This window comes from Helicobacter anseris (assembly GCF_003364335.1).
Taxonomy (GTDB): Bacteria; Campylobacterota; Campylobacteria; order Campylobacterales; family Helicobacteraceae; genus Helicobacter_H; species Helicobacter_H anseris.
On sequence record NZ_NXLX01000008.1, the window covers coordinates 26,842 to 40,872 of the forward strand.

General features: G+C 32.9%; 14 protein-coding genes, 1 tRNA gene and 1 pseudogene. 15 read left to right on the top strand and 1 reads right to left on the bottom strand.

What is annotated here, in order from left to right; all coding sequences use genetic code 11:
• Window position 1 precedes the first annotated feature (1 nt).
• The 10 genes from CQA57_RS04195 (at window position 2) to CQA57_RS04240 (ending at window position 9,228) form a co-directional block, all read left to right on the top strand.
• On the top strand, window positions 2–895 hold the full coding sequence (locus CQA57_RS04195; protein WP_115578981.1) for a class I SAM-dependent methyltransferase: 894 nt from the start codon (window positions 2–4) through the stop codon (window positions 893–895).
• Between the two features lie 37 nt (window positions 896–932).
• Window positions 933–2,255, top strand: coding sequence for a UDP-glucose dehydrogenase family protein (locus CQA57_RS04200; protein ID WP_115578982.1), 1,323 nt, complete (start codon window positions 933–935; stop codon window positions 2,253–2,255).
• Window positions 2,256–3,098, top strand: coding sequence for a glycosyltransferase family 2 protein (locus CQA57_RS04205; protein WP_115578983.1), 843 nt, complete (start codon window positions 2,256–2,258; stop codon window positions 3,096–3,098).
• On the top strand, window positions 3,088–4,188 hold the full coding sequence (locus CQA57_RS04210; protein WP_115578984.1) for a glycosyltransferase: 1,101 nt from the start codon (window positions 3,088–3,090) through the stop codon (window positions 4,186–4,188). Before CQA57_RS04205 ends, CQA57_RS04210 begins: the two co-directional genes overlap by 11 nt.
• A complete protein-coding gene (gene wecB, locus CQA57_RS04215; protein ID WP_245941856.1) occupies window positions 4,188–5,246 on the top strand; it encodes a non-hydrolyzing UDP-N-acetylglucosamine 2-epimerase in 1,059 nt (352 codons plus the stop codon). Before CQA57_RS04210 ends, wecB begins: the two co-directional genes overlap by 1 nt.
• On the top strand, window positions 5,243–6,184 hold the full coding sequence (locus CQA57_RS04220; protein WP_115578986.1) for a Gfo/Idh/MocA family protein: 942 nt from the start codon (window positions 5,243–5,245) through the stop codon (window positions 6,182–6,184). Before wecB ends, CQA57_RS04220 begins: the two co-directional genes overlap by 4 nt.
• Window positions 6,166–6,756, top strand: a complete 591-nt coding sequence (locus CQA57_RS04225) for an acyltransferase (protein ID WP_115578987.1) — start codon at window positions 6,166–6,168, stop codon at window positions 6,754–6,756. Before CQA57_RS04220 ends, CQA57_RS04225 begins: the two co-directional genes overlap by 19 nt.
• Window positions 6,749–7,846 (top strand): DegT/DnrJ/EryC1/StrS family aminotransferase, encoded by a 1,098-nt coding sequence (locus CQA57_RS04230; protein WP_115578988.1) that lies wholly within the window; start codon window positions 6,749–6,751, stop codon window positions 7,844–7,846. Before CQA57_RS04225 ends, CQA57_RS04230 begins: the two co-directional genes overlap by 8 nt.
• Entirely contained in the window at window positions 7,839–9,089 is a 1,251-nt protein-coding gene (locus CQA57_RS04235) for a nucleotide sugar dehydrogenase (RefSeq protein WP_115578989.1), read from the top strand. The genes CQA57_RS04230 and CQA57_RS04235 overlap by 8 nt, the downstream gene beginning before the upstream one ends.
• A 64-nt stretch (window positions 9,090–9,153) precedes the next feature.
• Window positions 9,154–9,228: transfer RNA gene (locus CQA57_RS04240), tRNA-Asn, on the top strand.
• Window positions 9,229–9,283: 55 nt separating this feature from the next.
• On the opposite strand, the gene CQA57_RS04245 is transcribed toward CQA57_RS04240, so the two are convergent.
• Entirely contained in the window at window positions 9,284–9,502 is a 219-nt protein-coding gene (locus tag CQA57_RS04245; protein WP_115578990.1) for a hypothetical protein, read from the bottom strand.
• Window positions 9,503–9,593: 91 nt separating this feature from the next.
• Between CQA57_RS04245 and CQA57_RS04250 the strand changes: the two genes are divergently transcribed.
• From CQA57_RS04250 to fliL, 5 genes and pseudogenes are all read left to right on the top strand, one after another.
• The gene (locus tag CQA57_RS04250; protein ID WP_115578991.1) at window positions 9,594–11,990 is read left to right on the top strand and encodes a molybdopterin guanine dinucleotide-containing S/N-oxide reductase; all 2,397 of its coding nucleotides are present in this window, start codon (window positions 9,594–9,596) and stop codon (window positions 11,988–11,990) included.
• A 2-nt stretch (window positions 11,991–11,992) separates the two neighbouring features.
• Window positions 11,993–12,544 carry a hypothetical protein gene (locus tag CQA57_RS04255; RefSeq protein WP_115578992.1) on the top strand — a complete coding sequence of 184 codons (552 nt, stop codon included), beginning with the start codon at window positions 11,993–11,995 and terminating at the stop codon, window positions 12,542–12,544.
• The gene (locus CQA57_RS04260; RefSeq protein ID WP_115578993.1) at window positions 12,541–12,906 is read left to right on the top strand and encodes a hypothetical protein; all 366 of its coding nucleotides are present in this window, start codon (window positions 12,541–12,543) and stop codon (window positions 12,904–12,906) included. Before CQA57_RS04255 ends, CQA57_RS04260 begins: the two co-directional genes overlap by 4 nt.
• Window positions 12,893–13,498, top strand: a complete 606-nt coding sequence (gene rsmD / locus CQA57_RS04265; protein ID WP_115578994.1) for a 16S rRNA (guanine(966)-N(2))-methyltransferase RsmD — start codon at window positions 12,893–12,895, stop codon at window positions 13,496–13,498. The genes CQA57_RS04260 and rsmD overlap by 14 nt, the downstream gene beginning before the upstream one ends.
• A gap of 2 nt (window positions 13,499–13,500) precedes the next feature.
• A pseudogene (fliL, locus tag CQA57_RS04270) lies at window positions 13,501–14,029 on the top strand (flagellar basal body-associated protein FliL).
• Window positions 14,030–14,031: the final 2 nt, after the last annotated feature.

The following is a 14,031-nucleotide window of genomic DNA, read 5'->3' on the forward strand; positions in this document are numbered from 1 at the left end:
TATGAAATGCCCTTTATGTCATACAAATGCAAAACAAACTATATCTATTAATACTAAAAGTATTAATAATCTCTACAATACACTATATAAAATTGACACAAGCAAGCTTATTAATCAAAATATGTATTTTTCACATTGTCCAAGTTGTGATTTTAAATTTTTCTTTTTAGAGGATGAAAGTATTCCTACTGGGGATGATAACTTCTACAATGCTTTAAATAAAATTCCATGGTATTACTTCAGTGAAAAGCACGAGTATGATTTTGCCAAGCAATATATTCATAATGGAGATAGAGTTCTAGAGGTAGGTTGTGGCAAAGGTGCATTTGCCAAATACATTCCTCAAGCTCAGTATTTAGGACTTGAATTTAGCACAGATGCCAAAAAAATGGCTGAAGAAAATGGTGTAAATGTTCAAAATATCTCAATACAAGATTATGCAAAAAATCATAATGGTGAAGCTGATATGGTTTGTAGTTTCCAAGTCCTTGAGCATGTAAGTGACCCACACTCTTTTATCCAAGCAAAAGTTGATGCTTGTAGGGGGGGGGGGGTAATTCTAATTGCTGTTCCTAGCGAAGAGAGCTTTATTCAGTATGCTGTTAATGGTATTTTAAATATGCCTCCACATCATGTTGGACGATTTAGTGACAAGTGTCTTCATAATATTGCTCAAATCTTCAATCTCAAACTCATTGACCTTTATCACGAAAAAGTTCAGCCCGAGCATATCAATTTTTACAAATCTGTAATGTTTTCAAAAAGATTCTTTACTCCAAAGTTTTTGGATTCTAATCCTTTGAGAAAAATAACAAATTATCTTGGAAGATTTTTTGAAAAAATCCCAAATGAAGCTTATGGACATACCGTTGTCGCAGTTTATCAAAAACCATAATTTTTGATATAATCCTCTCTTTACACAGAGGGTTATGATGAAAATTACAATCGTAGGTTCAGGATATGTCGGACTAGTCAGCGGAGCATGTTTTGCTCAGATGGGAAATGAGGTAACTTGCTTTGATGTAGATGAGAGAAAAATCTCTATGCTTCAAAATGGCGAGATTCCCATCTATGAAAAAGGCTTAAAAGAGATTGTAGATGAAACTACCCAAAAGGGCAATCTCACCTTTACTACCTCTCCCAAAGAAGCTTACAGCAATACTTTGCTTATCTTTATCGCTGTAGGCACGCCTATGGGAGAAGATGGAAGTGCGGATTTGAGCTATGTGCTAAGTGCAGCCAAAGAGATAGGCAAGCACCTCACCTCCTATGCAATCATTGTGGATAAATCTACTGTTCCTATTGGCACCGCAAATCTTGTAAAAAACACTATTGCAGAAGAATTGCGCAGAAGAAATATAAAAATAGATTTTGATGTAGTGAGTAACCCCGAGTTCCTTAAAGAAGGAGTAGCTATCAAAGACTTTATGAGCCCTGATCGTGTCGTGATAGGCTCAGATTCTCCCAAAGCTATCAAAATCCTTCAAGAGCTCTACTCTCCATTCACTCTCAAAAAAGAGCGACTTTTGATAATGGATATCAAATCAGCTGAAATGACAAAATACGCAGCCAATGCAATGTTAGCTACAAAAATTAGCTTTATCAATGAGATGGCAAGGATTTGTGAGGCTGTGGGTGCAGATATCAACTCAGTGCGTCAAGGTATAGGCTCTGATCCAAGGATAGGTTATGACTTCATCTACCCAGGGTGTGGGTATGGAGGCAGTTGCTTTCCAAAAGATGTCAAAGCACTACAAAAAATTGCAAACTCCCATGGTGTGCAAACCCCAATGCTAGAAGCTACAGAATCTATCAATGCTTCTCAAAAGCTCATCTTAGTAAAAAAAATCAGAAAACTCTTTGGAGAGAACTTGAATGATAAAACTTTTGGTATGTGGGGATTGAGCTTTAAGCCAGAAACTGATGATATGCGTGAAGCTCCCTCACTTGTGATGATTCAAGCTCTCACGCAAATGGGTGCAAAAATAAAAGCCTATGACCCAAAAGCAAGTGAAAATGCACGATTTTATATCAGAGAAAATCCATTGCTAGAGTATTGTGAAGATAAATATTTAGCCTTGAGAGATTGTGATGCACTCATCATCTGCACTGAGTGGAAAGAATTTCGCTCACCAGATTTTGAAAAAATCACTTCTCTTTTAAAAGAAAAAATTATCTTTGATGGACGCAATATCTATCATCATCTCAACCTCTCTCATTTTGGATTAAAACATATTATGATTGGGAAGGCATAGATGACAAGTTTTTCTATCGTTACTATTGTTTATAATGATGTCACTCACATCAAAGAGACGATGGAAAGTGTCATCAATCAAAGCTATAAAAATATCGAGTATATTCTAGTTGATGGAAAAAGTAACGATGGGACAAAAGAAGCAATTTTGGAGCTTATTACCTCTTGTGCTACTATTACCTTAGAGGATCAAAAAGAAGATAGATTTTATCTTGAAGCCACACACAATACCTACCCTACCCTTACCTTTAAATTTTTGAGCGAAAAAGATAAGGGAATCTATGATGCAATGAATAAGGGCATAGCTTTAACTACCAAAGAATGGATCAATTTTATGAATTGTGGGGATAGATTCTACAATCTTAATGTCATTAGAGAAATTTCAAAAGATAATATAAAAAAATATGATGTAATATACGGTGATACAGAGATTATTTACAATAGTCAAAATAAAAAAATTATTAAAAAAACAACAAATCCAAAATATAGAATGCCTTTCTCACATCAAAGTGTTTTTACAAAAACCCAGATTCAAAAACTCCATCCCTTTGATCTAAGTTTTAAAATATGTTCAGATAATGATTTTTTTACCAAAATATATAACAATAAAAAAGTATTTCATAAAATCCCTATTGTAATTGCTTCTTGTCTATCTGGTGGTATTTCTTCAGTTTCCACATTTAGGTACATTTATGAAGAATATAAAATAGGATTAAAATATAATAAATTTTTTATTTTTTACTTTATTCCAACTCTTGCAACAGAACTACTAAAATTTATTGTAAAAAAAATACTTCCAAATTGCTTTTTACATTCAATTCAAGCGAGATATAATGCAAAATAATATTAAAATCCTACAATTTGGAAAATTTTATCCTCCAGATATTGGCGGAATCGAAGTTGTGATGGAAGACATTTGCGATGGTATCAATGCAAAACATATACAATGTGATGTTTTATGCTCAAATTCAAAAAATTATTATCAAGAGGATATCACTGCATTAAATGCAAAAATTTTTAGAACTGCTAGTTTTGGAAAAATTGCCTCTACTTCAATATCTCCACAAATGATTTTTAAACTTAGAGAGTTAATTTCTCAATATGATATTATACATGTGCATCTACCAGATCCCATGGCAACTCTTGCACTATTTTTATCTCCACACAAAACAAAAAAAATTATTCTTCATTGGCACTCAGATATCATCAATCAAAAATTTTTACTAAATTTTTTCTTGCCATTACAAAACTGGATTCTAAAGCGTGCAAATAAAATTATTGCAACAAGTGAGAAATATATCCTAGAATCTCCTTATCTTTCAAAATATAAAGAAAAATGTATCTGTATTCCCATTGGTATCAATATGCCAACCCCATCAAAAAAACCTTCAAAACAATCAAATATTATCCTATCAGTTGGCAGGCTTGTGACTTGGAAAGGATTTGAATATTTGATTGAAAGCCTAAAGTTTTTGCCTCAAAACTTTCAAGTGCAAATCATAGGAGAAGGGAATCAAGACTACAAAAAAAGACTTTTAGACCTCATCTATACACAAAAACTAGAAGATAGAGTTTTTTTACTTGGAAAAAAGAATAAAGAAGAATTAGCAAAACTTTATGAAAATGCCAATTGCTTTGTATTGCCATCATATCAAGAATCTTTTGGTATTGTCTTGCTTGAAGCAATGCATTATAGCTTGCCATTAGTCTGTGCTAAATTTGCCCCATCTGGGAGTGATTGGATCAATCAAGATAATATCACTGGCTTTGTAGTTTCACCAAAAGATTCCAAAGCCATTGCTCAAGCTATACTTAAAATCCAAGAAAATTATGATTTTTTAAGCAATAATGCCCATCAAAGATTTCAAGCACTTTTCACTAAAGAAAAGATGATTGAAAAAGTAGCCCAACTCTATCTTAATCTATCAAAATAATGAAAATTTTAACCATACTTGGTGCAAGACCACAATTTATCAAATCAGCTCCACTAAGTCTAGCTTTTAAAAAAAATCAGATTCAAGAAGTTGTAATTCACACAGGGCAACATTATGATTTTTCAATGAGTGAAATTTTTTTTAAAACTCTAAAGCTCAAAAAACCTCTCTATCAACTTAACCACGGATCAAAATCTCACGCACAAATGACTGCTGATATCCTCAAAGACACAGAAGCGATTTTATTGCAAGAAAAACCTGATTTTACACTTGTATATGGGGACACAAACTCTACTCTTGCTGGGGCTTTAGCAAGTATCAAACTACAAATTCCTATTATCCATATAGAATCTGGATTAAGAAGTTTTGATCATACAATGCCAGAAGAAATCAACCGTATTCTTACAGATAAAATCTCTAAAATTTTATTTTGTCCTACAAAAAATGCACTCTCAAATCTCAAAAAAGAAGGTTTTAAAGCCCCTCAATACCTTATAAAAAATGTTGGGGATATTATGTTTGATGCTAGCAAACTCTTTGCAACTTATGCAACAAAACCAAATCTTTCTATACAATCACATTTTTGTATATGCACCTTGCATCGTGCAGAAAATACTGATGATTCTAAAAAATTGCACACCATCTTAAAAGCAATTGATAAAATAGCTTCTAAACAACAGGTTATTTTTCCCATACATCCAAGAATTCAAACACTTTTTTCTACAAAGGATTATCCTCATATTACTTTTTGCCCGCCATTAGGATATTTAGAAATGCTTTGGTTATTGCAAAAAACCCAAATAGTCTTAACAGATTCTGGAGGGTTGCAAAAAGAAGCTTATTTTTTTAAAAAGCATTGCATTGTTTTAAGGGAAAATAGCGAGTGGATGGAACTTATAGAAAATAATTACAATTTTTTAACAGGAAGTGATGAAGAAAAAATCCTCACAACTTTTGATAATATTTCACAAATTTCTAATTCTTCTTTTTGTGAAAAATTTTATGGGAATGGAAAAAGTGCTCAAAAAATCATTAGTGTGCTAAAAGGGTTTGAATGAAAAATTTTGCAATCATTGGAGTGGGTGGCTATGTCGCACCAAAACACTTACAAGCCATAAAAGATACAAACAATCAATTACTCTGTGCCCTAGATCCTAGAGATTCTGTTGGGATTTTGGATTCTTATTTTCCCAAAACACATTTTTTTACAGAATTTGAAAGATTTGATAGACATATCAGCAAATTAGAATCAAAAAATATTTCTATAGATTTTGTTAGCATTTGTTCTCCAAACTATCTACACGATAGTCATATCCGTTTTGCACTTAAAAACAATGCACACGCAATTTGCGAAAAGCCACTAGTCTTAAATCCTTGGAATCTTGATACCCTTGAAGAATTAGAAAAGAAAAGTCAAAAAAAAGTCTATAACATTTTACAACTCAGACACCACTCAAGCATCATTGCACTCAAGCAAAAAATTCAAAATGAACTCAAAAACAACCCCTCAAAAAAATATTGCGTTGAGCTAACTTATATTACTTCAAGAGGAAATTGGTATTTTGCTTCTTGGAAAGGTGATATAAGCAAAAGTGGGGGAATTGCGACAAATATTGGGGTGCACTTTTTTGATATGTTGCAATACTTATTTGGCACTCCTAAAGAATCTAAACTTAACATTAGCACAAAAGATACAGCTAGTGGGATTTTGGAATTGGAAAATGCAAATATCTCCTGGTTTTTATCTATCAATGCAAATTATTTACCCAATACCTCTAAACGCACCTATCGTTCAATCAAAATTGAGGGAGAAGAGATTGAATTTAGTGATGGTTTTGAAAATCTACATACAAAAAGCTATGAGGCTATCTTAAATCATCAAGGTTTTACAATCAAAGATGTAAGACCTTGTATCGAGATGGTATATCACATCAGAAATGCTAATCCCATTGGACTACAAGGAGAATACCACCCCTTATGCAAAAAAATAATCTAATAGAATATTTTATCCACCCTACAAGTATCATAGATACAAATGTAACTATAGGAAAAAATACTAAGATTTGGCATTTTTGTCATATTTTACAAAATAGTCTTATCGGAGAATCTTGCTCTTTTGGGCAAAATTGTGTAATAGGTCCAAATGTAAAAATAGGCAATCAATGCAAAGTGCAAAATAATGTCAGTATATATGAAGGCGTAGAATGTCAAGATGATGTCTTTATAGGTCCTTCTGTGGTTTTTAGCAATGTGCTTAATCCACGAGCATTTATTATTAGAAAAAATGAATACAAAAAAACATTGCTAAAAAGAGGTTGCTCCATAGGCGCAAATGCCACCATAATCTGTGGAAATACAATTGGTAAATATGCACTTATTGGCGCTGGATCTGTTATTACAAAAGATGTTGAGGATTATGCATTAGTAGTAGGAAATCCTGCAAGAATTATTGGTTGGGTGGATAAAAGTGCTAAAAAATTAGTTTTTAAAGACAATAAGGCTTATAGTGAAAATGAAGCGTGTTTTTATTATCTAGAACATGGGCGAGTAATTTGTGAAAATGATTGATTTTGCAAACTTAAAACAAGAATATTTGGCACATCGCAAAGAAATTGATCAAGCAATCAAAGATACCTTAGAATCTGCTCATTTTATTATGGGTGATGGGATAGAAAAATTTGAAAGAGAATTGGAAGATTTTGTAGGTTGCAAATATGCCATAACTTGCTCTAGTGGAACTTCAGCTCTTATTTTAGCCCTAATGGCACTAGATATTAAACCTAATGATGAAATTATTACCACAAGTTTTAGTTTTTTTGCAAGTGCGGAAGCCATTGCCTTAGTTGGAGCAAAACCTATCTTTGTTGATATCAATCCACAAACTTTCAATCTTGATGAAAAATATATCACCCAAGCAATCACACCAAAAACTAGAGCCATTATAGCCGTAAGTCTTTTTGGACAAATACCTAATATCAACATCATCAATGATATTGCAAAAAAATACCATCTAAGTGTGATTGAAGATGGAGCTCAAAGCTTTGGTGCTAGTTTTTGTGGCAAAAAAAGTGGGAATCTCTGCACTATTGGCACCACAAGTTTCTTTCCAGCAAAACCTTTAGGGTGTTTTGGAGATGGGGGCGCACTCTTTTGTAATGATGATTTTTTAAGTGAAAAAATCAAAGCCCTAAGAATCCACGGACAAACAAAAAGATATACTCATAAATATATTGGCATTGGTGCAAGAATGGATACATTACAAGCAAATATTCTTAGGGTTAAACTCAAATATTTTCAAGAAAAAATACTCAAACGCCAAGAAATAGCAAAACTTTATTTTCATCTTTTACAAAATCTACCTCTACAACTACCCACAATTACATCAGAATGCTCAAGCACTTTTGCACAATTTAGCATTTTGAGCAAACAAAGAGATGCTTTACAAGAATTCTTGAAACAAAAAAATATTCCAACTGCCATACACTACCCTATTCCTTTGCCTTTACAAGAGGCTTTTTCTTATCTCATTTATTCAAAAGATGATTTTCCTTGTGCTCAAAAATGTGCTAATGAGATTTTAAGTCTCCCTATCAATCCATATTTAAAGAAAGAAGAAATAGAATACATTAGCGATAGCATAAAGGAATTTTATGGATAAAATTGCAATCATTGGACTAGGTTATGTCGGGCTTCCTCTTGCAATAGAGTTTGGAAAAAAATATCCCACTATAGGCTTTGATATAAACAAACAGCGTATTCAATCACTCAAAGAATCTAAAGATTTTAATAATGAAATTAAAGATTTTTCAGAATCTTCAATGCTTTGTTTTACTTCAGAACAAGAGGACTTAAGAGAGGCAAATATCTATATCATCACAGTTCCAACCCCTGTGGATTCTTATAAAAAACCAGATATTTCACTTCTATTAGAGGCAACAAAATGTGTGGGAAAATTTTTGCAAAAAGATGATATTGTCATTTATGAATCTACCACCTATCCTACCTGCACAAAAAAAGAATGTGTTCCACTACTAGAAAAAACTAGTAATTTGGTCTTTAATAAGGATTTTTTTGTAGGTTACTCTCCAGAGAGAATCAACCCTGGAGATAAAAATCACACACTAACAAATATCACAAAAATCACTTCTGGTAGCACAGAAAAAAGTGCTCAAAAAATTGATATGCTTTATAAAAGTATTATTAAAAATACTTACCTTGCCCCAAGTATTGAAGTGGCAGAAGCAGCAAAAGCCATAGAAAATGCTCAAAGGGATTTGAATATTGCCTTTGTCAATGAACTAAGTATTATTTTTGATAGATTAGGCATTGAAACACAAGAAGTCTTAAAAGCAGCTCAAACAAAATGGAATTTCCTATCCTTCACCCCTGGTCTTGTTGGAGGTCATTGCATCAGCGTAGATCCTTATTACCTTACCCATATTTCAAATGAGTATGGATATCACCCTAAAGTTATTTCTTCAGGAAGATTTATCAATGATATGATGCCAAGTTTTATTGTACAAAAAATTATCAAACTCCTAGCAAAGCACCAAATCAATCCTATTGGTGCAAAGATTGCTATATTTGGTGCAAGTTTTAAAGAAAATTGCAAGGATATCCGTAATGCCAAAGTGTTTGAGGTTTTAAAAGAATTACAAGAATATGGCTGTATTGTTAAAATTTTTGATTCTTTAGTGGATAGTGATGAGGTTTTCAAAACCTATCACATCCATCTCTCCAAATTAGAAGAATTACAAGATCTTTTTGATGTATGTCTTGTTGCAATTGCTCATGATTATTTTTTGGATTTCAACTATGAAAAAATCCTTCAACCACATGGTTTTATTTTTGATCTTAAGGGTTTTTTGCCAAAACAAACAAAAAAAGTCTATAAACTCTAAAAAAAATCTTGACTTTGATATTTTTTTTATCTATAATTGCATTCTTTAAAATTTAACTCTACATTCCGGATTAGCTCAGCGGTAGAGTAGGCGGCTGTTAACCGCTTGGTCGTAGGTTCGAATCCTACATCCGGAGCCACTTTATTATTTCAATCTTAAATTTTTATTTTTTCCCTAATCGTTATACAAATAATTTAATAATTCTTGCTTTCTGAATGATATGCTTCTTTGCAGGCTACCTCATCACCAAAAAGACATTTTTTTTGCAAATCTAAAAATTGCTGTTTTTCCACTTGCTTTTTTACCTCAGCCTTGTGCTCTTGATATTTATTTACCCCCCACATAGCCACACACACAAAAACAATCCAAAAAAAATCATATTTTTTTATTTTTGGACAAATCCTACAAGCCAATTTTCTTCCTTTGAATAATTCATTAAAATCATCATTTATTTGTTGTTGTATAATAACAAACTTAAAAAAACAAAATTAAAGAGGAAATAAAATGGGTGTTTCAAGACGTGGTATATTGAAATTTGCTGCAAGTAGCACATTAGGCTTACAACTACAACCACTTGGAGCTGTAGGAGTATTTAAAAAAATTGAAAAAATACCACATGCAACCCATTTTGGTCCATTTTATGCAAAAGTTGAAGATGGCATTATCAAAGATATTGAACCCCAAAAAAGTGATGCAAACCCATCAGTTATGATAAAAGCAATTATTGATAGAACATATTCTGATACAAGAATCAAATACCCCTGTATTAGAAAAAGCTATCTTGAAGGCAAGGAAAATCACAAAGAATTACGAGGAAGAGAGGAATTTGTAAGAGTTAGCTGGGATGAAGCACTTAATCTCTTAGTAGAAAAGCTAAAAGCAACTCCTAGAGACAATATATACAATGCTAGTTATGGTGGATGGGGGCATGTTGGAAGATTGCACAATTCAAATATTGTTGCTGGTAGATTTTTTAATACTGTGTTTGGAGGCGCTGTTGGAACAGATGGTGAATATAGCAATGGTGCTGCTGGTAGAGTAAATCCTGGAATTATGGGGGATATGGAAGTATATTCCCTACAAACCACCCATGAAGAAATGATTGAAAATTGCAAGGTTTATGTGCTTTGGGGCACAGATCTCTTTAAATGTAATCGTATAGACTATGTCGTTCCAAATCATCTAAATGATATTTACTATCCAAAATATAAAAAAGCTGGTATTAAATTTATTTCCATAGATCCTATTTACACAGAAACAGCTCAAATGTTTGATGCACAATGGATTAAAATTCGTCCAAATACAGATGTCGCACTAATGCTTGGTATGATGCACTATCTCTATACTTCAAAAAAATACAATAAAACCTTTATTGCCAAATATACCGATGGGTTTGATAAATTTTTACCCTACTTGCTAGGAAAAACAGATAAGATTCCAAAAACCCCCGAGTGGGCTGAAAAAATCACAGAAGTTCCAGCCAAAAAAATTAAAGAACTAGCTGATCTTTTTGTATCAACTAGAACTTTTTTAGCCGGAAACTGGGCAATGCAAAGAGCCCATTACGGTGAACAAGCAGATTGGGCACTTATTACTCTTGCTTGCATGATTGGTCAAATCGGATTATCTGGAGGTGGGTTTGGTTTTTCAATGCATTATGCAGGAGGTGGTCAAGCAAATTCTGGATATAGAACTACACCAGGCTTAGCACAAGGTCGCAATCGTGTAAAATATACAATTCCAGCATCAAGAGTATCTGAAGCAATTTTAAATCCCAATAAAGAAATCAACTTTAAAGGCAAAAAAATTACTTACCCAAAAATTGATATGGTATATGTCTGTGGTGCTTCGTTACTTGGTCATGAGCCAGATACCAATGAACTTATCCAAGCACTCAGAAGTGTAGATACAGTAGTTGTGCATGAACCTTGGTGGACACCTACTGCAAAAATGGCTGATATTATACTACCCTCAACTACAACTCTTGAGCGTGATGATATTACCTCAGGTGGCTCTTACTCAAGAAATGTAATTTATGCAATGAGAAAAGCAATTGAGCCTCTTTATGAATCAAAAGATGATTTTGAGATTTTTAAGACATTGGCAAGAAAAATAGGTGGAGAGCAATTAGAAAGAAGATATAGCGGTGGCAAAACTTATATGCAATGGATAGAAAGTTTTTATGAAAAAAGCGATGGTCCTTCTTTTAAAGATTTTGCACAATTTTGGAAAGATGGTTTTGTGGAGTTTGAGATTCCAAAAGAAGCATATCAATATGTAAGACACTCTGATTTTAGAAAAGATCCAATTGCCAATAAACTTGCTACAGAAAGTGGAAAAATACAGATTTTTTCTGAAAAATTTGCCTCTTATAATCTACCAGATTTCAAAGGACATGCAACATGGTTTGAACCTGCTGAATGGCTTGGTGCAAAAGAAGCTAAAACTTATCCATTCCATCTACTTTCTCCACATCCGCGCTATCGTGTGCATTCTCAATTGGATAATACTTGGATTAGAAATCTCTATAAAATTCAAGGAAGGGAGCCAGTGATGATTCATCCAAAAGATGCAAATAAGCTTAACATTAAACATGGAGAAATTGTCGAGGTATTTAATGCTAGAGGAAGAATTCTAGCTGGTGCTTATATCACAGAAAATATCAGAGAAGGAGTTGTTGCTATTCAAGAAGGCGCTTGGTATGACCCTGAAAACCCATCTGAAGAAAAACCTAGATGTAATGCTGGGCATGTCAATGTTTTAACCTCTTCTCGTCCAACAAGTCAAATGGCACAAGCCACATCTGTAAATTCAACATTAGTAAATATTAGAAAACTAGAATCTGATGAAATCATAAAACCCTACAAATCAACACTACCCCCAAGTGTTATAGGAGCTTAGTAATGAAAAAAATATTATTAGGTTTTATTTTTTTAAAGACTTTTATGTTTGCAGAAACACTTTATGTTATCAATGATGATGTCATAGCCTTTAATCCAAAAAATCATTCAAGGATTGGCATTTTATCTAGAGGCATTAGTGGGGAAAAGATTGGTGAGAATAGCAAAGAGATTATTATAAAAATTCAAGGTTATTTAAAAAAAGATGACAATAAAGTGCTTTATGCCACAAAAAATATAACATTACCGCTCTTGACTTTTGACAAAGACAACAAACTTAATACTCTTGAGATTGCGGTTCCAAAAGAACAACTTTCCACTTCCCAATCTGAGGCTTGGGCTGATGCAGAATTCCTTTACTATGATACTTGTTCTATGTGCCATGCCGCACATTCTCCAAAAGAGCATACGATGTTAGAATGGGACGGTATTTTTAATACTATGAGAACTTTTGCAATGCCAACTGACACAGAAGCTAAAACTATTATCCAATATCTAAGAGCACACGCCAATGATGGATATGCCACAGATGATGAAGATGAGGGCGCAGAATGAAAATTTGTATTATGTGCGAATCAACCTTATTGCAAAAATCACTTGAATATTACCTTCAAGAATATCTCACTTCCTATACAGAATCTGAATTTGTAATTTCTGATATTGCCCTACAGATTGAAAAGCCAGTATGTCTTTTAGATTCAACAAGCAATACACACATCAAAAAACCCTTTACACCAGTAAGCTTGTTTAAAGATTTGCAAAGTTTTTACCACACGCGCATCAAAAAAAATACTATTTCTCATATAATCCCTAGCGAGCTAGATTTGCAAGATCCAAAAATACAAACTAAAATTGATCATCTCTTACAAGAATTTTCAAAGCAAATCTACAATACTTTGCAAAATGATAAAAAATAAAAGCACTATAAAAATTATAGGAGGGCTACTTAAACATCATAAGCTTCATATGGTAGATTCTGAAGCCACAAGATCAAGTAAGGCTATCTTAAAAGAATCTTTGTTTAATACTTTAGCTCCTCTAATTTCTCATGTTAATTTTATCGAGGTTTTTGCAGGAACAGGTTCTATAGGCATAGAAGCACTCAGCAGAGGAGCACAAAAAGCAATTTTTATTGAAAAAAATCCAAAAAGCTTCAACATACTTAATCAAAACCTCAATGAAATCAAACAAAAAATTCCTACTTTAAATTTTCAAAGTTTTCTTGGAGATAGTTTTGAATTATTACCAGATATTCTTAAGCAACAAGATGAGAATTCAAAAAATATACTTTTTTTTGATCCTCCCTTTCCAATAAGAGAAAATTTTGCCGATATTTATTCTAGGTGTTTTAAAGTTATAGAAAAAATACAAAACAAAAATAACTTACTTGTTATTTTTGAATGCTATACATCCCATGAAATGCCACAAAACATAAAAGATTTTAGTATAATAAAGGCTAAAAAATTTGGAAAAAGCAGTTTAGTCTATTATGCCAATAAGGAGTTCTAAAGATGGCTGAAGAAAAAGTCGAACAAGAAGAAAAAAAGAGTAAAGCTCTACTTTTTATCGTTATAGGAGCTGTTGTCTTTTTAGTCATCATTATAATACTAGTTGCCTTTTTGCTCATTGGTAGTGGAGGAGAAAAACATTCTGATGCATCTCAACAATCAGAAGCCCAGCAAGCACAGCAAAAACAACCAGCAATTTCTTCAAAAGATGCAAATCTACTAAACATTGGTCCATTGTATGCCATAAATCCTTCTTTTGTTGTAAATCTTGTAACACAAAATGGAAGAAGGTATCTTAAAACTTCAATCACTCTAGAGCTTAGCAATCCAAAACTTGAAGTAGAAATTGATCAAAAAAGCAACTGTTGTGAAAGACATTATCATTGATATTCTTTCATCCAAATCCATCGAAGAAATCGTTACTACTAAAGGCAAAGAGCGTATAAAAGATGAGATATTACAAAGAGTAAATCAGATTCTTGCTGATGGGGTTATAAAAAATGTTTTCTTTACTGAGTTTGTTGTGCAATAATA

Bases quoted from the DNA above. Each gene is read 5' to 3' on its own strand.
- CQA57_RS04210 (WP_115578984.1), top strand. From the start codon at position 3,088: ATGCAAAATAATATTAAAATCCTACAATTTGGAAAATTTTATCCTCCA.
- CQA57_RS04200 (WP_115578982.1), top strand. From the start codon at position 933: ATGAAAATTACAATCGTAGGTTCAGGATATGTCGGACTAGTCAGCGGA.
- CQA57_RS04250 (WP_115578991.1), top strand. From the start codon at position 9,594: ATGGGTGTTTCAAGACGTGGTATATTGAAATTTGCTGCAAGTAGCACA.
- wecB (WP_245941856.1), top strand. From the start codon at position 4,188: ATGAAAATTTTAACCATACTTGGTGCAAGACCACAATTTATCAAATCA.
- CQA57_RS04235 (WP_115578989.1), top strand. From the start codon at position 7,839: ATGGATAAAATTGCAATCATTGGACTAGGTTATGTCGGGCTTCCTCTT.
- CQA57_RS04255 (WP_115578992.1), top strand. From the start codon at position 11,993: ATGAAAAAAATATTATTAGGTTTTATTTTTTTAAAGACTTTTATGTTT.
- CQA57_RS04230 (WP_115578988.1), top strand. From the start codon at position 6,749: ATGATTGATTTTGCAAACTTAAAACAAGAATATTTGGCACATCGCAAA.
- rsmD (WP_115578994.1), top strand. From the start codon at position 12,893: ATGATAAAAAATAAAAGCACTATAAAAATTATAGGAGGGCTACTTAAA.
- CQA57_RS04220 (WP_115578986.1), top strand. From the start codon at position 5,243: ATGAAAAATTTTGCAATCATTGGAGTGGGTGGCTATGTCGCACCAAAA.
- CQA57_RS04195 (WP_115578981.1), top strand. From the start codon at position 2: ATGAAATGCCCTTTATGTCATACAAATGCAAAACAAACTATATCTATT.
- CQA57_RS04205 (WP_115578983.1), top strand. From the start codon at position 2,256: ATGACAAGTTTTTCTATCGTTACTATTGTTTATAATGATGTCACTCAC.
- CQA57_RS04260 (WP_115578993.1), top strand. From the start codon at position 12,541: ATGAAAATTTGTATTATGTGCGAATCAACCTTATTGCAAAAATCACTT.
- CQA57_RS04225 (WP_115578987.1), top strand. From the start codon at position 6,166: ATGCAAAAAAATAATCTAATAGAATATTTTATCCACCCTACAAGTATC.